Origin of the sequence: Actinomadura sp. NBRC 104412 (assembly GCF_030269515.1) — a bacterium.
GTDB lineage: Bacteria > Actinomycetota > Actinomycetes > Streptosporangiales > Streptosporangiaceae > Spirillospora.
In genome coordinates, this window is sequence record NZ_BSTM01000010.1 from 214,921 (window position 1) to 236,206 (window position 21,286).

Here is a 21,286-nt window from a genome sequence, read left to right on the forward strand (position 1 = left end):
CCCGGACCTCGCCTCCCGCACGAGAATGCCCGCCGATGGACACGACCGTTGAACGATCTCAGGAGCGAGGCTTGCCGGCGACCCACGCACAACGCTCGATCTTCTCCATGCCCTTTTCGAGGCTGCTGTTCTCCACGCTGCGCAGGCGCGAGGCATGGCATCTGTCCCGTGGCGGCCCGACGATCTGGGTCCCCTCGCCGAGCGGCACGATCCTCACCAGCGTCGTCCGCGTTCCGGATCACCTCGGGGCGCGGTTGCGGGAGGCGGTGCTTCCGGCCGGTGACGCGCACGGGGGCCACTACGTCTACCCGGTGGGTGACCTCCACGTGACCCTCACCAACCTGGACGCCTACCGCGATGTCCCGGTCGAACGGATCGAAGAGGCGCTGACGGACTGCCTGTCCAGGGTCGGGCCCGTGGAGCTGTCCCTTCGCGGGCTGGCCATCTCACGGGCCACGGTGTTCGCGCAGGTGCACGCGAGCCCGGCCTGGAGGCTGTTCCGTCTCCGCGCCGCCGTGCGCCGGACGCTGACGCCGTCCGCCGGCGCCATTCCCGGGAGACCCGCCGACATGGTCGGGTTCTGCAATGTGCTGCGCTTCAGGCATCGGGACATCGCGCCCGCGAAAGCGATCGTGGCCGGTCATCGCGATATCGAGATCGGTCGCTTCCTGCTCGACGACGTCGAGATCGTACGGACCGACAAGGTCCTGTCGGCGGCCAACACCGCCATACTCGCCAAGTGCGCGCGGAGGTCGCCGTGAAGCAAATCGTCCGCAATGCCAAACGATTGGGGTCACGGCGATGCGCGTTCATCTCGTAAGCCTTCAGGCGGAGTCCTATCCGCTCACGACGACGCCACTCGCGATCATCACGCTGGGCGCGTTCCTGAGGTCCCGCCATAACGGCGTCTCCGTCACCTACACCGATCTGCAGCTCAGTGATCTGGAGGCGGATCTGCTCCCCGCCCTCGACGCCGAGCGGCCGGACATCATCGGGATCTCCGCCCAGTACGGCACCCTGAGGCAGGCCGGGCTCCTGCTGGACCGGCTCCGGCAGGAGGGCTGGTTCGACCGTTCCCGCGTGGTGGCCGGCAATGTGCTGCCGACCTACGCCTACCCGTGGCTGCTGGAAAGGTATCCGGATCTGCTCTGCTGCGTCGGCCGGGGCGAGATGTTCCTGCTGCGCCTGGTCTCCCAGGTCGCCAAAGGCGAGGTGGATCCCCGGCGGTTGCCGGGATGCGCCTGGTCGGAGGCCGGGCGGCCCACGCTCTCCGACGCCAACAGGTTCGAGCTGGAACTGCTGCCCCCGGCGGACTGGGACGGCCTGTTCGCGCGTTACACACCCGGGCTGTACGAGGAGGTCTGGGTCGAGGCCAGCCGGGGCTGCCCGCATAAGAAGAGCGGCTGGGGATGCACTTACTGCGCCATCATGCCCGACGCCGGTTCACGCGACTGGCGGCCGCGCGGAAAGGATTCCGTCCTGACAGAACTGTCGGTCCTGGCGCGTTACGGCATCTCCCATATCCGTTTCGCCGACGAGGAGTGGATGGCCGACCAGCCGGAGCGTGCGCTGACGTTCTCGAACGAACTGTACGGGCTGCGCCGGGAACTGCTCGACGACGGAATTCCCATGCCGACGTTCGACATGGCCATGCGGGTGGACGACGTGATCCGCCGGAACAGGCGCGGCGGCAACGGCGATCTGCTGGACATGGGCGCGCACCTCGACCACAAGAACAACCACAAGCGGATCGAGGCGCTGCGCCGCCTGCACGAGATAGGACTCAAACAAATCTATCTAGGAATCGAGTCGGGTGCGGCGGGCCAGCTACGGCGCTACTACAAAGGCGTCCGGCCGGAGGACAACGAGCTGGCCCTGAACACGCTCACCGACCTGGGCATCCAGGCGGCCTGCGGGTGGATCATGTTCGACCCGATGGTCACCCCCGCCGAGCTCCAGGAGAACGTCGCCTTCATCCGGCGGAACGACCTGCTGCCCGCGTCCCCGCACGACAGCTTCGTGACCTATCCGCTGAGCCGCATGCGGCCGCTGGAGGGAAGCCCCTCGGTGAAGGTCCTGCGTGACCAGGACCTGCTCGGCCCCCGGACCGCCACCATCGTCGAGTACGAGGTGCGCTACGAGGACCCCGTGGTGGCGGGAATCGTCGATCAGGTCGTGGAGTGGGAGCGCGGCATCGCCCGCCCGGCCCTGTACGCGCTCAAGAACCGGGTCGCGCGGATGGCCTGGCGGGACGGGCGGCCGCCGGAGGACGACAGGATGCTGGCCGACCTGTATTTCGCGCTGAAACGGCTCGATCTCGCATTGGCGGACGAACTCAGCCGTGCCGCCCTCAACGGATGCGGCGAGTCCGGGCTCGCCGCCGTCCGGTTCCGGCTGGAGGAGGAACGCTCGTCCCTGGTCGGCGGCGTCCGCGGAGCGACGCCGATCCTGACAGGGGCCGCGGACCCGGCGGCGTGAGAGGCCGCGTGGTTCCCGCGCGCCCGCGCCTCGTGACATCGTGCCCAGGGATCGTGCCCACCGATATAGTGGCGCTCCCAGCGGCCTTTCGTCCGGAAAGGACGGAGATGCGTTCGTGAACGGCGACTCCTCCGCCGAACGGCGGCAGCGCAACCTGGACACGGGCGTGGCGCACACGGCCCGGGTCTGGAACTGGTTCCTGGGCGGCAAGGACTACTACCCGGCCGACCAGGCGGCGGGGGAGCAGGTCGCCCGGGTCAACCCGGATGTGATCCCTCTGGCCCGCGCCTCCCGCGCCTTTCTGGTGCGCGGCACCTCCCATCTCACCCGCGAGGCCGGGATCCGGCAGTTCCTCGACATCGGCACGGGCCTGCCCACGGCCAACAACACCCACGAGGTGGCGCAGTCCATCGCCCCCGAATCGCGGATCGTCTATGTCGACAACGACCCGCTGGTGCTGGTCCACGCGGAGGCCCTGCTGACCAGCACCCCGGAGGGCGCGACGCACTACATCGAGGCCGACCTGCGAGATCCCGAGACGATCCTGAGCGAGGCGGCCGGCGTCCTCGACTTCGACCGGCCGATCGCGATCATGCTGATCGCGATCCTGCACCATATCCCGGACACGGCCCAGGCCCGGGAGATCGTCGCCCGGCTGCTGGAGGCCGTGGCGCCGGGCAGCCACCTGGCGATCGCGCATGCCGTCCACAGCGAGGTGATGGACAGGGGCGCCGCCCAGTGGAACAAGGTCGGCAAGCCGCCCCTGGTCCCGCGCCATCCCGAGGAGATCGCCGGCTTCTTCGAGGGGCTGGAGATGCTGGAACCCGGACTGGTCACCACGACGCGATGGCGCCCGGACGGCATCGATCTGGGCGTCGTCCGGGACATGGACCAGATGGCCGGCATCGGCCGCAAACCCTGAGCCGCGACGACCCCCGGTTCGCGGCTATGCGCCGGGTCGCCGGGCGGGCGGCACGGTCACCGTCTCGAATCCTCCCTCCGCCGCGATGATGTCGGCGGCGGCCTGGGTGAAGGCGCGGATCCGGTTGGTCTCGGCCGTGGCGCGCCAGGCGAACCGGCGTTCCCTGGCCGGTCCGTCGAGGATGGGCACGTAGGCGATGTCGGGCCGGGTGTCGTACTTGCTCGCGTGGGCGGGCACCACGAAGACGCCCAGGCCCGCGCCGATGAGGGAGAGCATCTCCTGGACGGTGCTGAACTCGGGACCGGATCCGACGAGCGCGCCGCCGGGCGTGCGGGACGGCACCAGGCCCTCGTTCATGTAGGCGGGAAGGCCGCGGGGCCGCAACACCCGTTCGCTTTTCAGGTCCTCCAGTGAGACCGAGCCGCGCCGGGCGAGACGGTGCCGGGACGAGACCGCGAGGACGACCGGCTCGCGGAACAGCACGGGACCGCACACGATGCCGGGTTCGTCGACGTCGACCGGGACCAGGACCAGGTCCAGCTCGTCGCCGCGCAGCAGGTCGAGGAAGTCGCTGTAACGGGCCTCGACGATCTGCACCTGGCAGCCGGGATGCCGCGCCTGGAACCTGGCGGAGACCTGGTGGAGGAACCGCCCGACGACGGTGCCGACGAAGCCGACCCGCAGCAGCCCGTCGACCCCGCGCCCGGCGGAGATCGCCCTGTCGATGCCGTCGAGGATCTGCTGGTAGGCGGGCCGCAGATCCTCCTCCAGGCGCCGCCCGATCGGGGTCGGCACGACCCGGCGGCTGGTTCGCTCGAACAGGGCCGCGCCGATCCTGCGCTCCAGCTTCTTGATCGTCTGGCTCACCCGCGCGGTGGACACGTGCAGGCGTTCGGCGGTACGGCCGAAGTGCAGCTCCTCCGCGAGCGTCAGAAAGATCTCGATATCGCGCCGTTCCACCTCGACCCCCGATCGTGAACCCCTAGGTTAACGACCGTTGCACACCTGGCCATTGTTGCCAACCCGCTCCGGGGCGACCGTTGAGACGCGGCCCGAAGAAGCCGCGCTTATCTCTCAACGAAGGAGCAACGGTATGACCGGCGATATGACCCTCATCACCGGAGGCACCGGAAAGACCGGGCGGCGCATCGTGCAGCGGCTGACCGCGCAGAACCGCCCGGTGCGGGTGGGCTCACGGTCCGGCGGGGTGCCCTTCGACTGGGCGGACCCGGACACCTGGCAGCCCGCGCTGGAAGGCGTCGGCGCGGCGTACCTGTCCTACTATCCCGACCTCGCGGCGCCGGGAGCACCCGAGGCGATCGGGGCGTTCGCCGAGACGGCGCTGCGGTCGGGGACCCGCCGTCTGGTGCTGCTGTCGGGCCGGGGCGAGGAGGAGGCCCAGGCCAGCGAGAAGGTGCTGGCCGCCTCCGGCGCGGACTGGACGGTCCTGCGCTGTAGCTGGTTCGACCAGAACTTCAGCGAGGACTACCTGGTGGACGGCCTCGTGCACGGCGAGCTGCTCCTGCCCGCCGGGGAGGTGGGCGAGCCGTTCGTCGACGCCGACGACATCGCCGACGTCGCCGCCGCCGTGCTCACCCAGGACGGGCATCTCGGCCGGATCTACGAGCTGACCGGCCCGCGGCTGCTGACCTTCGCCGAGGCCGTCGCCGCCATCTCCGCCGCCGCCGGCCGCACCATCGCCTACCGGCGGATCCCCGCCGAGGAGTTCGCCGCGGGCCTGGCCGCCCAGGACGTCCCCGCCGACGTCATCGACCTGCTGACCTACCTGTTCGCCACCGTGCTCGACGGCCGCAACGCCTACGTGTGCGACGGCGTCCGGCAGGTGCTGGGCCGCCCGGCCCGCGACTTCACCGACTACGCGCGCGACGCCGCCGCCACCGGCATCTGGAACGGGCGGTGACCCGGATGAGAACCCTGCAATCCATCACCCTGATGGCGTCCACGGTCAGCACCGGGCTCGTCGCCGGGCTGCTGTTCGCCTACGCCTGCTCGGTGATGCCGGGCCTGGGCCGCTCGTCCGACCGCACCCTCGTCGAGGCGATGCAGAACATCAACCGGGCGATCATCAATCCCTGGTTCCTGCTGCCCTTCGTCGGCTCGCTCCCGCTGATCATCCTGGCGGCCGTCCTCGCCTGGCGCGGTCACGGCCGGTCCGCGCTGCCCTGGATCCTCGCCGGGCTCGCGCTCTACCTGGTCGCGTTCCTCATCACCCGGGGCATCAACATCCCGCTCAACGATCGGCTCGACCGGGCCGGGGACCCCGCCGGCATCGCCGACCTGTCCGCGACCCGCGCGAACTTCGAGGACAGATGGGTGACCTGGAACATCGTCCGCACCGTGGTGCACACCGCCGCCTTCGCCTGCCTCGCCTGGGCGCTCGTCCTGTACGCCCCCAACGCCGCCCGGTCCGGCGCCGCCGCGCACCAGCACGTCACCCCGCCGACAGCCGCCGGAGCGCGCTGATCGGCCTTTCCCACCCCGGCCACGGCGGACGGCCCCATGGCCCCTGCCGTGGCCGACGATCGTTCAACACCAGACAGGCCGACCGTGGAGCGCGGCCGGGCGGCCTTTGCGTGTCCCGCAGGGCCGCCCGATCCAGGTCGCCGTCTCAGCCGGCCGCGGGGGTGAGGGCCTGGTGCCAGCGGGCGGTGTCGGTGTACTGGTGCAGCCAGGAGATCCGCCCGCCGGTGACCCGCCAGAGGTGGACGAACTCGGCCTCATGGGGCCGTCCGGTCGCGCGCGCACTGCCCCGGTAGTGGCCTGTGACGACGATGGTCCCGTCGGTGGTCTCGTGCCAGCTCTCGGCGTAGGGGGCGGTGTCGAAGTCGGCGAAGACCGCGCCCCAGACCCGGGTGAGCGCGTCCCGCGGCCCATGGAAGGCACCGCCGGCCCCGCAGGGCATGCCCGGTGCCGTGTGGACCTGCACATCGGGATGCAGCAAGGCCATGATCGCTGCGCCGTCCGCGGCTTGAGCCGCGGCATAGAAGCGCTGGACGACCTCGACGGCGGTGCGCATGCGTCTCCTTATTAGAAGATGTATTCTAGAACAATCCAACTAAAACATGGATGGGGGCGCATGGGAAGACCTGCGAAGTTCAGCCGGGACCAGATCCTCGACGCGGCCCTGGACCTCGTGGCGGAAGGCGGACCCGGCGCCGTCACGATGTCCGCCATCGCGTCCCGGCTCGACGCCCCGACCGGATCGCTCTACCATCGCTTCGGCTCACGCGACCTGTTGCTCTCCGCTCTCTGGCTGCGCAGCGTCCGCGGATTCCAGGAGGGCTTCGTGGCGGCCCTGGAGGCCGGAGACGCCGAGGCCGCCGCTCTCCATACTCCGCGCTGGTGCCGCGCGCATCCGGCCGAGGCCGCGCTGCTGCTCCTGCACCGCCGGAAGGACCTGATCAGGCATCCGCCGCCCGGAGAGGGCATGGACGAGGACGTCAACGCCCGCGTGATGGCCGCGCTCGACGCGTACGCGGCGGCACATCCAGGCATCGACCGGCGGCGGCTCATGTTCGCCGTGGTCGACGTCCCCTACGGCGGCGTCCGCCGCTACCTGCTGGACGGCCGGCCGCCACCGGCCTTGGTCGATAAGTTGATCGTGGCCACGTGCCGCGCCGTCCTTCCGGATCCACCGGCGGAGGCCGGGCCGCAGAAGCGTTCCACGGAGGAAGGACGCGTGACGCATGCGCAGTGATCGTTCGGACGAGGTGGTCGTCGTCGGCGCGGGCATCGCCGGCCTCAGCGCCGCCCATCGGCTGGCCACGGCCGGGCTGCGCGTGACCGTCCTCGAGGCGGAGCGCGCCCCCGGCGGGCGCATGTCCACGCAGGCGGTGGGGGAAGGGCTCATGGAACGGGGCGCCCAATTCCTGTCCACCGGCTACGAGTCCATCCCCGGCCTCCTCGCGACGCTCGGGCTGGAGGACCGCATCACCACGGTCTCCGGCCGGACGATGGTGGCCGACGACGGCCGATCCTGGCGCTTCGACACCCGCAGGCCGTTGTCCATGGTGGCCGGCGGCCTGCTGCGGAGCCGTGACCTCGTCCCCGCCGCCCGGGGCGGATGGGTGGCACGCCGCGAGCTGGCCGCCCGCCCGACCAACGACCTCGGACGCTGGACCGATCTGGGCGAGCGCGACGGGCTGGAATGGGCGCGGGAGCGGTTCGGGCAGGGCCTGACCCGGCGGCTCGTCTCCCCGACCGTGCACGGCCTCTACTTCCAGGAACTCGATGCCAACAGCGCCGCGCTGCCCGGCACCCTGGCGGCCTTCTCCGCCCGCGGCGCCTCGGCGTTCACGCTGAGCGGCGGGCTCGGGACGCTGACCGGCGCCCTCGCGGACACGCTGACCATCGAGTACGAGGTCCGGGTCGACCGCGTCCAGCGGCCGGAGTCCCCTGGCGGTCGCGTCGTCCTGACCACCTCGCAGGGTCGGCGGGAAGCCGCGGCGGCGGTGATCGCGGTCCCCGCGGGCGCGGCCACGAGGATCCTGGCCGACCCGGCTCCCGACGAGGCCGCGGTGCTCTCCACGCCCTACAGCCGCGGGCTGCTCGCCGGGCTCGCCCTGGCCGAGCCGCTGGCCGAGGACGAACTGGGAGGCGCGTACGGAGTCCTGGTGACACCGGTGTCGTCCTCTCCGCTGGCCGCTGTCGCCGTCCACTCGCGGACCAACGCCGGGCCGGGGGAGGTGCTCACCGTGATGTTCGGGCAGGACGCCGCGCGACGGCTGGCGACCGCCGATCACGCCACCGTCCGCGCCGCCGCCGTCGACGCGGTGGCGCCATGGCTGCCGGGGCTCGCGGACCGTGTCACCGACAGCCGGGTGACCCGCTGGCAGGAGGCCATGCCCTACGTACCGATCGGGCATGCGGAGGCGGTGCGGCGCTACCGCACCCGGCTGCCCGCAGCAAGCCCGGTGGTGCTGGCCGGGGACTACCTCGGCTTTCCCTGGTCCGACTCGGCCGCCTTCAACGGCCTGTGGGCCGCCGACAGGCTGGTCGCCGAGCTCACCGGCGCACCACCCGAGCGAAGCGGTGCCGGTCCCTGATCGCCATCACCCAAGGACCGGGGGCGGCCGGGGAGACCGGCCGCCCCCTGCCGCTCACATCATCGGTCGCAGTTCAGGGCGCTTCGCGGTGCGGCCGTCGCCGGAGGACCGGCCCCGCAGCCGGCGGGCCGCCCAAGGCCCCGCGAAGGCCGCGGCCCACACCAGCTCGGCGCCGGCGCGACGCCACGGCGGCGGGAGAGGCACCGGCGGAAGGGGCTCGGTCCAGGTCTGGTCGCTGCCGGGCAGGCCGAGCGCCTCGGCGACGGCGGCGGCGAGGCGCGCGTGCCCGAGCGGGGCCAGATGGTAGCGATCGGGGCTGAACATCCGTAGATCGGTGGTCACCCGGTGGTGGAAGGTGTCCACCAGGACGGCGCCGTTGCGGCGGACGGACTCCCGGATGCGCGCGTTGAAGTCCAGCACCCGGGGCCGCGCGCGCCGGGCCAGGGGGACGACCCGGGCGATGTCGGGGTAGGTGAAGGTCACCACGCATGCGCCGGCGCCGGTGAAGGCCGCGAGTATCGCGTCCAGGTCCTCGGCCACGGCGGCGGCGTCGAAGCCGGGCCGCATCAGATCGTTCATTCCCGCCGTGACCGTCACCAGGTCCGGTTCCAGGGCCAGGGCGGGGCCCACCTGCTCATCGAGGATCTGCCGGGCGAGCTTCCCGCGGACGGCGAGGTTGGCGTACCGGAACCGCGGCTCCTCCGCGGCCAGCATCTCGGCCAGCCGGTCCGCCCAGCCCCGGTAGCCGGTCCGCTCGTCCCCGTCGTTGAGCCCCTCGGTCTGACTGTCCCCGACCGCGACGTACCTCAGGTAGCCCATCGGCGCGCCCCTTCCAGTAACATACGTACGTGCATGTACGTATGTTAGGTCGCCGCCCTCACCGGCCGACCGGCGGGGGTACGCGACGCCGGAGATGCCGTCCGCTCAAAGGGAATGCATCGTGTCCGGGGCGAGCCGTTCAACCGATGCCAGGACGCGGCTGAACAGGTCGAGGTGAATTCACATGGCGAAAATCACGGATCACTCGCCGCGGCGCGTGCCGGCGGACGAAGCCGTACGCGCCGACACCCCTAGGATTCTTTCCGTGATCTCTGAGTTGCGCGTACGGCCCAGGCACTGCGATGCGCAGGGAATGATGCACGCCCTGCGCTACTACGAATTCTTCGAGGACGCGTTCCTCGATTGGCTGGACGGATTGGGCGGCTATGAATCCCTGCGCCGGGACGGCCACGACCTGGTGATAAAGGCGAGCGGCTGCGAGCATCATCGCCCTGCCCGCCTGGACGAGGTCCTGGCCGTCGAAAGCGCTCCCGCCCGACTGGGCAGGACGTCGCTCACAATGGTCTTCACGATGCGGTACGGCGACGACCTGGTGGCCGTCGGCACGATCACCTATGTGTGCGTGCGCGACGGCCACGCCGTGCCACTGCCCCCGGTCCTCACCCGGCACTGCCGTCCGAACGATGGATCCTGACCGTTCAGGCCCTGGCGTCCGGTCGCCCCGCAGCGGCCCGCGCACTGATCCATGCACGCACGATCGGCCGGCGCAGCATCCTGGACAGCGTGAAGGACACCACGCCGAACGCGATCACCGGCAGGGTGCGCACGGCCAGCTTGGCAGTGGGCCAGTCCTCCAAGACGCCCCTCATCTCGAACCCGCTGAGCGTGAACACAACGAGGAGCGCCACGCCGCCCGGGGCGAACACCCCGAATGCCAAGAGCAACTGCCGCATGTAATGGACGGCCATGGGTCCGCCATCCCAGACCCGCCACATCCATAATCCGAGAATGACCGTCAACCCCAGCGTGTAAAAGATGTCCTCGCCCGTGATGGGATCCGAATAGACGAAGCCGAACGTGGTCACCGCAGCCCAAGACAGGCCCACCCAGATCAGAACGGCGACCACCTCCCATGGTCTTGGGGGGATGGCGGACGACTCCGACGTCATGGGCAACCTCCAGGACAAAGCGCGGGGGGACTGGCTTGAGGAGGAACGTACCGGACAGGCTCGGTAGGGGCGACGCCGACGCGATGCCACAGGACGGCAGTGCGGCCAAGCCCGTTGATGAGGAGCTCTTCCGGAGGGACGGCCAAGCGTGATTTCGCGAATCGGCCGATGAGCGCGTTGAAAGCGATCCTCGCGGTGCCGCCGTCCGGTAAAGGGTCGCCACCTGGGCCGGGCAGCGGGCTCGCGTCTGCACGTCTGGAAGTGCGCTGCCGTCTGGTCAGATGTGCAGTTCCTCGCGCCAGGCCGGCCCCGCGAGCCGCCGCAGGTCGCGGATGATCTGTTGGCGGGAGGCCGACCAGTTGTCCAGGCCCGCGATGCACAGCAGCCGGTGTTCGTTGTCCCAGCGCAGCGCCCACCAAGGGGCCTTGGAGTAGGGCCGGACCGGTCGCACGGCGAGCACGGGAACGTTGAGCCTCTTCGGGTTGCCCGCTTTGCTCTTGAGCGTTTCCTTGTGCATCTCACGGGACATCCCTACCTGGGCCGGGACGAGCCCCACCGCCTCAAGGTCCTTCCACGGCATCCGGGCACGCCACAGGCCGAGGAACCCCACGATGGACAGTGCCTCGGCGTCGACATGGATACTGAACCAGCCGCGAATGGACATGAACATGAAGAAGGCCGGCAGAGCCGAAGAGCCGATCATTACGGTTCCGCCGTGCCCCGGCGACTCCCGTTCGATGGCGATTCCGCCGATGATGAGTCCCAACGTCATGCATGGCAGTACGCCCAGGATCATCAGGGCCACGAAGTCGTTCGGCCTGTACGAAACAGCATCAGCCATGCCACAAAGCTAGCGATCACATCACGGGCGTACCGCCCGATTCGAGCCGGGTCGGCGGCTGTGAACCGGACGGACCCTCGGCGGGCAGGTCGGGACGTTGTCAGCCGGGCTGGGCGGTGGGGCGTGCCGACTGGGTGGCCGCCAGGCTGGTCCAGGAGGTCCGCGGCGCGTTCATGATGATGCAGACCGCCGCGCGGGCGACACGGCGCAACGGCGGCGGCTCCATCGTCAACTCCGGCTCGGCCGACTCCTTCTACGGCGAGGAGAGAACGCTCGCCTACTGCACCACCAAGGCCGCCGTACTCAACATGACCCGGGCCGTTCTTCCGGGCCTCCTTCTCGCGTCCGCGGTCGCCTTCCTGATCGGCGACACCGGCGCAGGCATGACCGGCAGCACCGTCGTCGTGGACCGAGGACTGAGGGCCTAGTGGCGCCACGGCCCGCTCGTCCTTGAACACCGTCAGCGAAGCCGCCCGGCCTGGTGCAGGTGGTCGAAGATGACCTGATCGACGGGGGAGACCCGGTCGCGGTCGGCGTAGGTGAGCCAGACGACTTCCGCGATCTCGCTGCTGGGGGTCGGCCGGCCACGGTGCTCGGCCGTGTAGCAGGTCATCTGCACGGTGACGCCGGCGGCATGGCCGTGGGCTTGCGCGCGGAACGTGCCCACGTGCGCGGCGGTGGCCGGGACGATGGTGACGGCGAGTTCTTCCGCCGTCTCCCTGATCAGGGTGTCAAGGTCGGTCTCCCCGGCTTCCCGTTTGCCGCCGGGGATGTAGTAGACGTCCTTGCCGTGCGAACGGGTGCTGAGGATCCTGCCGTCGTCCAGCTCAATCCAGGCGATCTTGTCGATGATCGTGGTCACCGCTCGATCATCCCGTGACCACGGAACGGCGACGAATCGACAACCTGAGCGCCGTCGCGGAATCACCGTTGGCCATGGCCGGTGCAGTGAGCCGGGAGGTTATGTGGTGGGCGATACTGGGATCGAACCAGTGACCTCTACCGTGTCAAGGTAGCGCTCTCCCACTGAGCTAATCGCCCGCGAGCAAGCCCCTTGTGGGGGCGCGTCGTCGAGGTGGAGACGGGATTTGAACCCGTGTACACGGCTTTGCAGGCCGTTGCCTCGCCTCTCGGCCACTCCACCAGAGCGAGACGGTTGCCTCACCTCAGAGCGGAAGACGGGATTTGAACCCGCGACCCTCACCTTGGCAAGGTGATGCTCTACCCCTGAGCCACTTCCGCGTGCGCTGCTCGGGGCCGTTGCCCGTTGCGGCGACGGAGCAAGGTTAGCGCGTCCCGGCCGCTTCCCCAAACCGGTTTACGGGACGGTTCGATCGGCGTCGAAGGATGGGACGCCCAGGGCAGGGGCATGACCGGACATGAGGCGGACATGACCCGGACATCACGCCGGTCGCCGCGCCGATGGCGGAACGGGTGCGGGCGGCGAGCTGAGGCGGCGTGTTTCCGTGCGGCGGGGTCGCGGGTACGCCGAAGTCCGGCGGCCGGCGTTCCCGGATGGGCTCGAACCCGTCCACCGGGGGTCGTACTGTGGGGTCGGCGGCCGGGTGGACGCCGGACTGTGCCGCCCCGGCGGCCGGGCGTGTGACAAGCGGAGAACGGCCTGTCGCGGCGCGACATCGGGCAGGTCACGCGGGTCCGATGGGCCCTGGATACAGCGCGAGGACCGGGCCTCGGACGGCCCGGCCGTTTGGGAGGTGGCTGCCGGTGACGGCAGGGCAGGGCAAGATCTGGCTGAACGGGGAGCTGCTCGATCCCGATCGGGCGCGGGTGTCGGTGTTCGACCACGGCATGATGGTCGGGGACGGCGTCTTCGAGACGGTGAAGGCCACGAACGGGGAGCCGTTCGCGCTGACACGCCATCTGCGCAGGCTGGCCCGGTCGGCGGCCGGTCTGGGACTGCCCGAGTCCGACCACGACGCGCTGGCGCACGGCACCCTGGAGGTGCTGGCGGCGGCGCCGAAGTGGCCGCTGGCGCGGATCCGCATCACCTACACCAGCGGGCCCGGGCCGCTGGGCTCGGACCGCGGGGACGAGGGCCCCACCGCTTCGATCATCGTGGCCGAGCAGCGGCCGTTCCCCGCGACCGCCGCGGTGACGGTGGTGCCGTGGCCGCGCAACGAGCGCGGGGCGCTGTCCGGCCTGAAGACCACGTCGTACGCCGAGAACGCGGTGGCGCTCGCGTACGCGAAGGAGCGCGGCGGCGGCGAGGCGATCTTCGGGAACCTGGCCGGGAACCTCTGCGAGGGCACCGGCAGCAACATCTTCGTGGTGCGCGGCGGCCGGCTGGTCACGCCGCCGCTGTCGTCGGGCTGTCTGGCCGGGGTGACCCGCGCGCTGGTCATGGAGTGGTTCGGCGCCGAGGAGGAGGACCTTCCGCTGGACGACCTGTACCGGGCCGAGGAGGCGTTCCTGACCTCGACGACCCGCGACGTCCAGCCGATCGCGCGGGTGGACGGCACCGCGTTGCCCGCCGCGCCGGGCCCGGTCACCACCAAGGCCATGGAGGTCTTCGCGGCCCGCGCCGCGGAGCTGATGGACCCCTGACCCACCTCGGTCGCCGCTCGCGTTCAAAAGAGGGTCGTGTCGGTATGGGGTGCTTCCCGAATATTTGAAGGACCCGCATGCTTCGGCGGACGGCGTGGTCAGGAGGGCTCTGGCGGGGAAGGTGGCCGTCGTGGAGAAGTCTGCGAGCACGTCACCCCACGAGAACGCCGAGATCACGACGGTGGTGGAACGATGAGGCCCACAGTGCACCGGGGCCGGTGGACCCTTGAGGACCGGGTCGTCGCGCCCCTGCGCGAGCTGCCGGTGGAGGTCCCGCCAGGATGCGGGTCCCTCACCGTGGAACTGTCGTACGAGGGCGGGGTCCTTGACCTGGGCTGCCACGGCCCGGCCGGGTTCCGCGGCTGGTCCGGGGGAGCGCGCCGGTCGTTCACGATCGCGCCTGACTGGGCGACGCCCGGCTACCTTCCCGGCGAGCCGGAGCCCGGCCTGTGGCATGTCTGGCTGGGACTGCACCGGGTGGGCCCGGAGGGCGTCCCGTACGAGGTCGTCGTCACGCCGTCCGACGCCGCGCCGCCGGTGCCCGAGGCCGTGCGGCCTCCCCTCGTCCCGGAACGGCCGCGGCGTTCGGAGCCGCCCGCGCCCGCCGGGATGCGGTGGATGGCCGGTGACCTGCACGCGCACACGGTGCACAGCGACGGGACCCTGACCGTTCCGCAGCTTGCCTGCCTGGCCGCGGAGGAGGGCCTGGACTTCCTGGCGGTCACCGACCACAACACGGTGAGCCACCACGCCGAGCTTCCGGCGGCGCAGTCGCACAGCGGGGTCGTCCTCGTCCCGGGCCAGGAGGTCACCACCGACCTGGGCCACGCCAACGTGTTCGGCGGGGACGGACAGGACGCCTGGGTGGACTTCAGGCGTCCCGCCGACGCCTGGGCCGAGCACGCCGCCGCCCGCGCGCAGGTGATGTCGATCAACCACCCGCTGAGCGGGGACTCCGCCTGGCGGCGTCCCCTCCCGGACGCGGGCGACGGTTCGGGACGGCCGCGGCTCGCGGAGATCTGGCACACCTCGTGGTGGGACCGGCGCTGGGGCGCGCCGCTGGCCTGGGCGCGGCTGTGGCGGGACGACCTGGCCCCGGTCGGCGGCAGCGACTTCCACGACCCGGCGCAGGGCCGCCCGCTCGGCGCGCCCGTCACCTGGGTGCTCGCGGAGGACGGGGACGTGCTGGGGGCCCTGGCGGCGGGCCGTACCGCGATCGCCGCGTCCCCGAAGGAGGGCACGCCGCTGCTGCTGCGGGTCGAGGACGAGCTGATCGCGCTCGACGCCGCCGGGACGGTCCTGGTCCGGCCGGACGGCCGCCGCGACGTCATCCGCGGCGACCGCGTGCGGCTACAGGCGGAGGCCCCCGGAATGCACCACCTGGAGTCGCACGAGAACGAGGTGGTCGCCCTCTGCGGCTGACGCGGCCGGCGGCGGCGCGGTCTAGGACGAGTCGCGCGGGAGCGGGTCGAGGTCGATGCGGATGGTCAGCAGGTCCGAGCCCATGAGCCTGACCATCAAGCCGTTGAACTTGGGCAGGTGCCGGAGCCGTTCGCGGGGATCGTCGTCGGGCAGCAGATGGGCGGTCCCGGTCCGCCAGCGCGAGCCCACCTGGACGCGGACGCGGGGGTCGGCCTGCATGTTGCGGACGTAGTCGGACCCGGTCCCGTGGTTGCTGACCATCCAGAACGACCCGTCCCGCACCTTCCCGCCGACCGGGGTGCGGCGCTTGAGGCCGGTGCGCCGCCCCGTCGTCTCCAGCACGGCCTGCCCGGGAAGGTGGCCCGCGATGCGCCGCATGATCGGGTTGGCCAGCCTGCGGTGGAAGAAGTCGTCGTTGGGCCGGGCCTTCCTGTGGCCGGTCGCGCTCATGCCGATCTCCCCAAACTTGTCGAGACTGTGTGTCTCGACAAGTTTTGCCGAGACGAGCGGTCTCGTCAACGCTAGGATCCGTCCCATGCGGGAAGCGGGCACGAGGGAGACATCCCCGCCGAAGGGGACCCGGGCGCACACCGGACGGCGGCGGAACGAGGCGGCACGGCGCGCGATCCTGGACGCCACCGCCGCCCTGCTCGCGCGTCCCGGCGGCGGAGAGGTCACGATCGGGGAGATCGCGTCCGCCGCGGGGGTGGGGAAACAAACGATCTACCGCTGGTGGCCCTCCAAGGGCGCCGTCGTCCTGGAGGCGGTCGCGGACCGGGCGGACGAGATCGCGCCCGTCCCCGACACCGGGACGCTGCTGGGCGACCTGGAGATCTTCCTGGTCGCCACCTTCGGCGGCGCGGGCAGGGAGACGGTGGCCCCGCTCCTGCGCGCCGCGATGGCCGAGGCCCAGCGCGACCCGGGGATCGCCCAGGTGATGGCGGAGTTCACGCGGCGCAGGCGGGAGGCGTTCACCGAGATCCTCGCGCGTGGCCGCGCCCGCGGCGAACTCCGCGACGACGCCGACCTCGAACTGATCACCGACCAGGCGTACGGGGTGCTCTGGTACCGCCTGATGGTCGGCCACGCACCGGTCGACGCCGACACCGCACGCCGCCTCGCACGCTCCCTGGCGGGCGTCCAGGCACGTTCACCAGGCTGAGGACGCCCCCGACCCGACCGGCCCCACGGGCGCCGGGGCGGTGCCGCGGCCCGCCGAACGGACCGGGTCCGCCGCGCCCGGGGCCTCGGCGGCGGCCGCGGCCGCCATCGCGGCGCCCACGATGCCCGCGTTGTTGACCAGCCTCGCCGGGACGATCTCCGCCCGCACCCCCTTGATCAGCGGGAGGAACCGGCCGCCCTTGCGGCTCACCCCGCCGCCCAGGACGAACAGCGAGGGCCAGATCAGCGCCTCCAGCCTGGTCAGGTACTCCGAGAGCCGCGCCGCCCACTTTTCCCAGCTCAGATCGTGTTCCGTCCGCGCCCTCGCGGCCGCCCGCACCTCGCCGTCCTTGCCGCGGATCTCGATGTGCCCGAACTCGGTGTTGGGCACCAGCACACCGTCGCTGAACAGCGCGCTGCCGATGCCCGTGCCCAGCGTCAGCACGGCCACGGTGCCGTCACGGCCCCGTCCCGCGCCGTGCCGCATCTCCGCGATCCCGGCGGCGTCCGCGTCGTTGAGCAGCGTCACCGGCCTTCCCGCCGCCTCGCCGAGCAGCTTCGCCGCGTCCAGGCCGATCCACTTGCGCGACACGTTGGCCGCCGACCGGGTGACCCCGTCCACCACCACGCCCGGATAGGTCACGCCTATGGGTCCCGTCCACCCGAAATGCCGTACGACCCGGCCCAGCACCTCCGCGACCGGCTCCGGCTCGGCGTGCCTGGGAGTGTCGATCCGGTGGCGTTCGCCCGACAGCTCGCCCTTGACGAGGTCGACGGGAGCGCCCTTGATGCCGGAGCCGCCGATGTCAATGCCGAGAACGTCCATGCCCGTACCAATGCCCGCTGGAACCCGGCCTTATGGGCGGTTCCCGGTTCCGGGCCGGACGCGATTCGTTCCCCAAAGGGCCTTATGGAGGAACCCGGTATCCGGTCAGACTGGGGACCGTGAACGACTTCGACCTTCTCGTGCTCGGCTCCGGCCCCGGCGGGCAGCGGGCGGCGATCGCCGCGGCCAAGCTCGGCAAGCGGGTGGGCATCGTCGAACGGCGCAACATGATCGGCGGGGTCTGCATCAACACCGGGACCATCCCGTCCAAGACCCTGCGCGAGGCCGTGCTCTACCTCACCGGCCTCAACCAGCGCGAGCTGTACGGGCAGAGCTACCGGGTCAAGGACGAGATCACCGTTCAGGACCTGGGGCTGCGCACCCAGCACGTGATCGGCCGGGAGGTCGACGTGGTGCGCAGCCAGTTGTCCCGCAACCGGGTCACCATGCTGCCCGGCACCGGGCGGTTCCTGGAACCGCACGCGATCGGGGTCGGCAACGGCACCGACCGGGAGCAGAAGTACACCGCCGACAAGATCGTCATCGCCACCGGGACCCGTCCCGCCCGTCCCGGCACCGTCGAGTTCGACGACCGGACGGTGATCGACTCCGACGGGATCATCAACCTCGACCGCATCCCCGAGACCATGGTCGTCGTGGGCGCCGGGGTGATCGGGATCGAGTACGCGTCGATGTTCGCCGCCCTGGGCACCAAGGTCACGGTGGTGGAGCGGCGCGACCGGATGCTGGAGTTCTGCGACCTGGAGGTCGTCGAGGCCCTCAAGTACCACCTGCGCGACCTGGCCGTCACCTTCCGCTTCCGGGAGACCGTGGCCTCCGTCGAACGGATGTCGAGGGGCGCGATCACCGTCCTGGAGAGCGGCAAGCGGATCCCCGCCGACACGGTGATGTACTCGGCCGGCCGCCAGGGCATGACGGACGAGCTCAACCTGGAGGCGGCCGGCCTGGCCCCCGACGACCGCGGCCGGATCAAGGTGGACGAGAACTACCGCACCGAGGTCCCGCACATTTACGCGGTCGGGGACGTGATCGGCTTCCCCGCGCTGGCCGCCACGTCCATGGAACAGGGCAGGCTGGCCGCCCACCACGCCTGCGGCGAGCCCGTCCACGGCATGCACGAGCTCCAGCCCATCGGCATCTACACCATCCCCGAGATCAGCTTCGTGGGGCGTACCGAGGACGAGCTGACCGAGGCCAAGGTGCCCTTCGAGGTGGGGATCTCCCGCTACCGGGAGCTGGCCCGCGGCCAGATCATCGGCGACTCCTACGGGATGCTCAAGCTGCTGGTCTCACCGGACGACCGGCGCCTGCTGGGCGTCCACGTCTTCGGCACGGGCGCCACGGAGCTCCTCCATATCGGGCAGACCGTCATGGGGTGCGGCGGAACGGTCGACTACCTGGTCAACGCCGTTTTCAACTACCCGACGCTCGCCGAGTCCTACAAGGTGGCGGCGCTGGACGCGATGAACAAGATGCGCCACATCGCGCGCCTCAGCGAGTGAGGTCAGGACGGCCAGAGCAGATCCTCCAGCTCGGAGTCGATGTCGATGAACTCCCCCTCCCGGCCGGCCGGCACCACCTCGTACGTACGGTGCAGGAAGTCGGCGACGGGGGACAGGGGCGCCTCGAAGAGGGCGTTGCCGAACGGCGACGACAGCGCGATGTGCAGGGTGTCGTCGCCCGACCCCGCGGGCCACACCTCTACGTCGCCGTCCCCGACCTTGCGCACGATGCCGACCGTGAGCAGTTCGCGGGCGAAGATCCACTCCACCGGCTCGTCCTCGCCGACATAGAACGCCATTCGGATGGCGTACGGGTCGTCCGCCGCGTACTCCATACCGGCCAGCAGCGGAACGGTGGTGCGGTCGGGGACGACGAGACGAAGGCCCAGCTCCGCTGAGACGGTGGTACTGCTGCTCATGGCCACATTCCTTCAGACGTCGGTCCCGCTGGGACGCGGGCGTTCCGGTGCGGGCTCACTCCCTCCCACGGACATCCCCGCGATCTATGACGCGTAACTGCCGGAACACCGGGGAACATTCCGCCGCCCGCACGCTCTGTGACCGACCTCACGCCCCGTAATATCCCTTTTGACCTGGGCAGAATCGGATATGGAACCGGAGGCGTCGACACCGGCACTCGCCATGTGTGACGATCGAAGCCCCGCCCAGAGTTGCGGAACCGCCCCCCGGCGGCCCGATGCGGCCAGGCACCACGATGTGTGGCGGGTGTCATAGAGTAAATGCCGTGGCCATGAAGGAAGAGAAGCAGGCCCCGACGCCGCTCGAGGAGGTCGGGCCGAAACCGTACGCCAGGTTCCGCGCCTACATCCGCCGGAACGCCCTGCTCAACACCGCCTGGCGGATCGGCGTCTTCACCGTCGGCGTGACCGTCCTGGCCGGCGGCCTGATCATGATGATCACCCCGGGCCCCGGGATCCTGGGCCTGATCCTGGGCCTGGCCATCCTCGCCACCGAGTTCGCCTGGGCCCAGCGCGCCCTCCACCGCGCCAAGGAGGCCGCCGAGAAGGCCAAGGAGAAGGCCCTCGACCCCCGCAAGAAGCGCCGCAACACCATCACGGCGGTGACCCTGGGCATCCTCGCCGGCGCGGCCGTGATCGCCTACCTGGTCGTCTACGACTTCACCCTCCCGTGGGCCATCGCCGACTACACCCCCTGGAGCTGAACTCCAGCGCGCGAACCACCCCCGGAATGCGCTAGAGTCGTCACGTCGGAAACGCCACCAGGCCGCTCCGCCAGGGCGATTAGCTCAGTGGGAGAGCGCTTCGTTCACACCGAAGAGGTCACTGGTTCGAACCCAGTATCGCCCACCACGCTAGCCCTATTAGAACCCGGTGCCACCCAGGTACCACCTAGTAGGACTTGCAAGGTATTAACCCATGAAGATCCCTTCCCCGTCAGGGGGAGGGATCTTCTGCTGTCTCGGGGCGTGTCAGCGCCCTGATGGGCATCCATGCCATCGTCATCGGTTGCTGCGGTGGCAGCGCCCAACAGGCTCTCTGGTGGGCGCTGATCGGCTGCTGCGCCCTTGTTGTCTGTGCTGGGTTGGCTGACGTGAGCGGTGTTGGTTGTCTCCTGCGGCTCATCCACCCACGTGGCCTGCACAGCATGCAGACTGGCGAAGGGCTCCCTGAGTTGGCTGGTGATGGTGTCTTCCTCAACGTAGAGAGCCTGGAAAATGCCTTGGTTCATGAGGCGGCGCTGATGGTCGTCGCTACGAAGGTAGGCGCCCTGAGGATCGGTGAGCAGTGTCAAGGCGAGGTCGATGAGGCGGGCGCTGTGCTCGAGATCGTCGCTGGTGTGGCTGAGGCGTTCGGTGAGGTGCTGTCGGCGCCGCTCGATGTCCCGCAGCCTGGCCTTGATCTTCCCAGTGGGCAGCTCGTCATCGGCAGCCAGGTCGAGGAGGTTCTCTTCCTTGGCATCGAGGGCCTCGAGTTCGGCGGTGAGCTGCTGGTGCAGGAGGCGCAGGCTGGCTCGGTCTTCGTTCAGGAGGCCAGTCAGGATGTCGCGGGCGTCGGCGATGAACTGGGGAGCAAACCGGATGGTGGTGTAGTGCTCTTCGACCATCTCCTCCAGGCGCATGACGCTTATGTGCGGCATCGGGCAATTGTGGTGCTTTTTGCCGGTGCAGAAGAAGTACTGGTAGGTGGTGCCGTGACGGTTGGTGGTGAGTTGCAGCACCATGCGGCGTTTCATGTTGCGGGCTTTGCAGGAGCCGCAGAACAGGGAGCCTTTCAAGTAATGGTGATGGACGCGGCGGCGCTCATCGGCGGTGGAGCGCATCTCGATGATGTCTTGGACCCGCTCGAACAGCTCCACGCTGATGAGAGGCTCATGCCGTCCCTCGACCTCTTCGCCTTTGAAGTCGATGTAGCCGATGTAGTAGCGCCTGCCCTCAACCGGTGGAAGCAACTCCGCTGGTCAGTAGCTCGGCGAACACTTCCTTCGGCTTCTTGAACCCGAAGATAGCGCGGGGCCGGTTGTTGAGTTCGTCGGCTACGGCCTGCAGGTAGTC

24 protein-coding genes, 4 tRNA genes and 1 pseudogene are annotated in these 21,286 nt (G+C 70.2%); 15 read left to right on the plus strand and 14 right to left on the minus strand.

The window, feature by feature from the left end:
* Positions 1-71 precede the first annotated feature (71 nt).
* The 3 genes from QSK21_RS15610 to QSK21_RS15620 all read left to right on the plus strand — a co-directional run bounded on the left by QSK21_RS15610 (position 72) and on the right by QSK21_RS15620 (position 3,400).
* On the plus strand, positions 72-761 hold the full coding sequence (locus QSK21_RS15610) for a 2'-5' RNA ligase family protein (RefSeq protein WP_285696522.1): 690 nt from the start codon (positions 72-74) through the stop codon (positions 759-761).
* A 40-nt stretch (positions 762-801) separates the two neighbouring features.
* On the plus strand, positions 802-2,478 hold the full coding sequence (locus tag QSK21_RS15615; protein WP_285696524.1) for a B12-binding domain-containing radical SAM protein: 1,677 nt from the start codon (positions 802-804) through the stop codon (positions 2,476-2,478).
* A gap of 115 nt (positions 2,479-2,593) precedes the next feature.
* On the plus strand, positions 2,594-3,400 hold the full coding sequence (locus QSK21_RS15620) for an SAM-dependent methyltransferase (RefSeq protein WP_285696525.1): 807 nt from the start codon (positions 2,594-2,596) through the stop codon (positions 3,398-3,400).
* A 24-nt stretch (positions 3,401-3,424) separates the two neighbouring features.
* Here the strand turns inward: QSK21_RS15620 and QSK21_RS15625 are convergent, their stop codons facing one another.
* The gene (locus QSK21_RS15625) at positions 3,425-4,360 is read right to left on the minus strand and encodes a LysR family transcriptional regulator (protein WP_285696526.1); all 936 of its coding nucleotides are present in this window, start codon (positions 4,358-4,360) and stop codon (positions 3,425-3,427) included.
* Between the two features lie 133 nt (positions 4,361-4,493).
* Here QSK21_RS15625 and QSK21_RS15630 point away from each other — a divergent pair, with 133 nt between their 5' ends.
* Positions 4,494-5,321 (plus strand): NAD(P)H-binding protein, encoded by an 828-nt coding sequence (locus tag QSK21_RS15630; RefSeq protein WP_285696527.1) that lies wholly within the window; start codon positions 4,494-4,496, stop codon positions 5,319-5,321.
* Positions 5,322-5,326: 5 nt separating this feature from the next.
* On the plus strand, positions 5,327-5,884 hold the full coding sequence (locus QSK21_RS15635) for an anthrone oxygenase family protein (protein ID WP_285696528.1): 558 nt from the start codon (positions 5,327-5,329) through the stop codon (positions 5,882-5,884).
* Positions 5,885-6,029: 145 nt separating this feature from the next.
* On the opposite strand, the gene QSK21_RS15640 is transcribed toward QSK21_RS15635, so the two are convergent.
* Positions 6,030-6,437, minus strand: coding sequence for a nuclear transport factor 2 family protein (locus tag QSK21_RS15640; RefSeq protein WP_285696529.1), 408 nt, complete (start codon positions 6,435-6,437; stop codon positions 6,030-6,032).
* A 60-nt stretch (positions 6,438-6,497) separates the two neighbouring features.
* Between QSK21_RS15640 and QSK21_RS15645 the strand changes: the two genes are divergently transcribed.
* Together QSK21_RS15645 and QSK21_RS15650 are read left to right on the plus strand one after the other, a co-directional pair.
* Positions 6,498-7,118 carry a TetR/AcrR family transcriptional regulator gene (locus tag QSK21_RS15645; RefSeq protein ID WP_285696531.1) on the plus strand — a complete coding sequence of 207 codons (621 nt, stop codon included), beginning with the start codon at positions 6,498-6,500 and terminating at the stop codon, positions 7,116-7,118.
* Positions 7,108-8,466 carry a protoporphyrinogen/coproporphyrinogen oxidase gene (locus tag QSK21_RS15650; RefSeq protein ID WP_285696532.1) on the plus strand — a complete coding sequence of 453 codons (1,359 nt, stop codon included), beginning with the start codon at positions 7,108-7,110 and terminating at the stop codon, positions 8,464-8,466. Before QSK21_RS15645 ends, QSK21_RS15650 begins: the two co-directional genes overlap by 11 nt.
* Before the next feature lie 54 nt (positions 8,467-8,520).
* Here the strand turns inward: QSK21_RS15650 and QSK21_RS15655 are convergent, their stop codons facing one another.
* A complete protein-coding gene (locus QSK21_RS15655; protein ID WP_285696533.1) occupies positions 8,521-9,285 on the minus strand; it encodes an SGNH/GDSL hydrolase family protein in 765 nt (254 codons plus the stop codon).
* Between the two features lie 184 nt (positions 9,286-9,469).
* Here QSK21_RS15655 and QSK21_RS15660 point away from each other — a divergent pair, with 184 nt between their 5' ends.
* Positions 9,470-9,940 (plus strand): acyl-CoA thioesterase, encoded by a 471-nt coding sequence (locus QSK21_RS15660; RefSeq protein WP_285696535.1) that lies wholly within the window; start codon positions 9,470-9,472, stop codon positions 9,938-9,940.
* Positions 9,941-9,944: 4 nt separating this feature from the next.
* Here QSK21_RS15660 and QSK21_RS15665 read toward each other — a convergent pair whose 3' ends face one another.
* Together QSK21_RS15665 and QSK21_RS15670 are read right to left on the minus strand one after the other, a co-directional pair.
* Positions 9,945-10,373, minus strand: coding sequence for a hypothetical protein (locus QSK21_RS15665; RefSeq protein WP_285696536.1), 429 nt, complete (start codon positions 10,371-10,373; stop codon positions 9,945-9,947).
* A gap of 319 nt (positions 10,374-10,692) precedes the next feature.
* Entirely contained in the window at positions 10,693-11,220 is a 528-nt protein-coding gene (locus tag QSK21_RS15670; protein WP_285696537.1) for a hypothetical protein, read from the minus strand.
* Positions 11,221-11,390: 170 nt separating this feature from the next.
* On the opposite strand from QSK21_RS15670, the gene QSK21_RS15675 reads away from it, so the two are divergent.
* A complete protein-coding gene (locus QSK21_RS15675; RefSeq protein ID WP_285696538.1) occupies positions 11,391-11,684 on the plus strand; it encodes an SDR family oxidoreductase in 294 nt (97 codons plus the stop codon).
* A 32-nt stretch (positions 11,685-11,716) separates the two neighbouring features.
* Here the strand turns inward: QSK21_RS15675 and QSK21_RS15680 are convergent, their stop codons facing one another.
* The 4 genes from QSK21_RS15680 to QSK21_RS15695 form a co-directional block, all read right to left on the minus strand.
* Complete coding sequence (locus tag QSK21_RS15680; protein ID WP_285696539.1) at positions 11,717-12,118, minus strand: NUDIX hydrolase; 402 nt, start codon at positions 12,116-12,118, stop codon at positions 11,717-11,719.
* 104 nt (positions 12,119-12,222) lie between these two features.
* Positions 12,223-12,297, minus strand: a tRNA-Val gene (locus QSK21_RS15685).
* A gap of 32 nt (positions 12,298-12,329) precedes the next feature.
* Positions 12,330-12,400 (minus strand) — tRNA-Cys (locus QSK21_RS15690).
* A 26-nt stretch (positions 12,401-12,426) separates the two neighbouring features.
* Positions 12,427-12,498, minus strand: a tRNA-Gly gene (locus QSK21_RS15695).
* 483 nt (positions 12,499-12,981) lie between these two features.
* On the opposite strand from QSK21_RS15695, the gene QSK21_RS15700 reads away from it, so the two are divergent.
* Positions 12,982-13,821 carry an aminotransferase class IV gene (locus QSK21_RS15700; protein ID WP_285696540.1) on the plus strand — a complete coding sequence of 280 codons (840 nt, stop codon included), beginning with the start codon at positions 12,982-12,984 and terminating at the stop codon, positions 13,819-13,821.
* Positions 13,822-14,013: 192 nt separating this feature from the next.
* Positions 14,014-15,243 (plus strand): CehA/McbA family metallohydrolase, encoded by a 1,230-nt coding sequence (locus QSK21_RS15705; protein WP_285696541.1) that lies wholly within the window; start codon positions 14,014-14,016, stop codon positions 15,241-15,243.
* Positions 15,244-15,264: 21 nt separating this feature from the next.
* Here QSK21_RS15705 and QSK21_RS15710 read toward each other — a convergent pair whose 3' ends face one another.
* A complete protein-coding gene (locus tag QSK21_RS15710; protein ID WP_285696543.1) occupies positions 15,265-15,693 on the minus strand; it encodes a nitroreductase/quinone reductase family protein in 429 nt (142 codons plus the stop codon).
* An 85-nt stretch (positions 15,694-15,778) separates the two neighbouring features.
* Between QSK21_RS15710 and QSK21_RS15715 the strand changes: the two genes are divergently transcribed.
* Complete coding sequence (locus QSK21_RS15715) at positions 15,779-16,405, plus strand: TetR/AcrR family transcriptional regulator (protein WP_285696545.1); 627 nt, start codon at positions 15,779-15,781, stop codon at positions 16,403-16,405.
* On the opposite strand, the gene ppgK is transcribed toward QSK21_RS15715, so the two are convergent.
* Positions 16,394-17,230: a polyphosphate--glucose phosphotransferase gene (gene ppgK, locus QSK21_RS15720; RefSeq protein WP_285696547.1), complete on the minus strand. Its 837-nt coding sequence runs from the start codon at positions 17,228-17,230 to the stop codon at positions 16,394-16,396. The two genes, QSK21_RS15715 and ppgK, sit on opposite strands and share 12 nt — an antisense overlap.
* Positions 17,231-17,349: 119 nt before the next feature.
* Between ppgK and sthA the strand changes: the two genes are divergently transcribed.
* Positions 17,350-18,753 carry a Si-specific NAD(P)(+) transhydrogenase gene (sthA, locus tag QSK21_RS15725; RefSeq protein WP_285696549.1) on the plus strand — a complete coding sequence of 468 codons (1,404 nt, stop codon included), beginning with the start codon at positions 17,350-17,352 and terminating at the stop codon, positions 18,751-18,753.
* A gap of 2 nt (positions 18,754-18,755) precedes the next feature.
* Here sthA and QSK21_RS15730 read toward each other — a convergent pair whose 3' ends face one another.
* Positions 18,756-19,172 carry an SsgA family sporulation/cell division regulator gene (locus QSK21_RS15730; RefSeq protein WP_285696550.1) on the minus strand — a complete coding sequence of 139 codons (417 nt, stop codon included), beginning with the start codon at positions 19,170-19,172 and terminating at the stop codon, positions 18,756-18,758.
* A 332-nt stretch (positions 19,173-19,504) separates the two neighbouring features.
* Here QSK21_RS15730 and QSK21_RS15735 point away from each other — a divergent pair, with 332 nt between their 5' ends.
* Both QSK21_RS15735 and QSK21_RS15740 read left to right on the plus strand, forming a co-directional pair.
* A complete protein-coding gene (locus tag QSK21_RS15735; protein ID WP_285696555.1) occupies positions 19,505-19,936 on the plus strand; it encodes a PGPGW domain-containing protein in 432 nt (143 codons plus the stop codon).
* Positions 19,937-20,009: 73 nt separating this feature from the next.
* Positions 20,010-20,084: transfer RNA gene (locus tag QSK21_RS15740), tRNA-Val, on the plus strand.
* On the opposite strand, the gene QSK21_RS36125 is transcribed toward QSK21_RS15740, so the two are convergent.
* Complete coding sequence (locus QSK21_RS36125; protein WP_352231285.1) at positions 20,041-21,054, minus strand: recombinase zinc ribbon domain-containing protein; 1,014 nt, start codon at positions 21,052-21,054, stop codon at positions 20,041-20,043. The genes QSK21_RS15740 and QSK21_RS36125 overlap by 44 nt on opposite strands.
* 112 nt (positions 21,055-21,166) lie before the next feature.
* Positions 21,167-21,286: pseudogene (locus QSK21_RS15745) on the minus strand (IS30 family transposase); the annotation flags it as partial.

Coding starts and splice junctions, on each gene's coding strand:
- QSK21_RS15660 (WP_285696535.1), top strand. CDS start 9,470: ATGGCGAAAATCACGGATCACTCGCCGCGGCGCGTGCCGGCGGACGAA.
- QSK21_RS15730 (WP_285696550.1), bottom strand. CDS start 19,172: ATGAGCAGCAGTACCACCGTCTCAGCGGAGCTGGGCCTTCGTCTCGTC.
- QSK21_RS15735 (WP_285696555.1), top strand. CDS start 19,505: ATGAAGGAAGAGAAGCAGGCCCCGACGCCGCTCGAGGAGGTCGGGCCG.
- QSK21_RS15705 (WP_285696541.1), top strand. CDS start 14,014: ATGAGGCCCACAGTGCACCGGGGCCGGTGGACCCTTGAGGACCGGGTC.
- QSK21_RS15650 (WP_285696532.1), top strand. CDS start 7,108: ATGCGCAGTGATCGTTCGGACGAGGTGGTCGTCGTCGGCGCGGGCATC.
- QSK21_RS15635 (WP_285696528.1), top strand. CDS start 5,327: ATGAGAACCCTGCAATCCATCACCCTGATGGCGTCCACGGTCAGCACC.
- ppgK (WP_285696547.1), bottom strand. CDS start 17,230: ATGGACGTTCTCGGCATTGACATCGGCGGCTCCGGCATCAAGGGCGCT.
- QSK21_RS36125 (WP_352231285.1), bottom strand. CDS start 21,054: ATGCGCTCCACCGCCGATGAGCGCCGCCGCGTCCATCACCATTACTTG.
- QSK21_RS15645 (WP_285696531.1), top strand. CDS start 6,498: ATGGGAAGACCTGCGAAGTTCAGCCGGGACCAGATCCTCGACGCGGCC.
- QSK21_RS15630 (WP_285696527.1), top strand. CDS start 4,494: ATGACCGGCGATATGACCCTCATCACCGGAGGCACCGGAAAGACCGGG.
- QSK21_RS15640 (WP_285696529.1), bottom strand. CDS start 6,437: ATGCGCACCGCCGTCGAGGTCGTCCAGCGCTTCTATGCCGCGGCTCAA.
- QSK21_RS15710 (WP_285696543.1), bottom strand. CDS start 15,693: ATGAGCGCGACCGGCCACAGGAAGGCCCGGCCCAACGACGACTTCTTC.
- QSK21_RS15715 (WP_285696545.1), top strand. CDS start 15,779: ATGCGGGAAGCGGGCACGAGGGAGACATCCCCGCCGAAGGGGACCCGG.
- QSK21_RS15655 (WP_285696533.1), bottom strand. CDS start 9,285: ATGGGCTACCTGAGGTACGTCGCGGTCGGGGACAGTCAGACCGAGGGG.
- QSK21_RS15615 (WP_285696524.1), top strand. CDS start 802: ATGCGCGTTCATCTCGTAAGCCTTCAGGCGGAGTCCTATCCGCTCACG.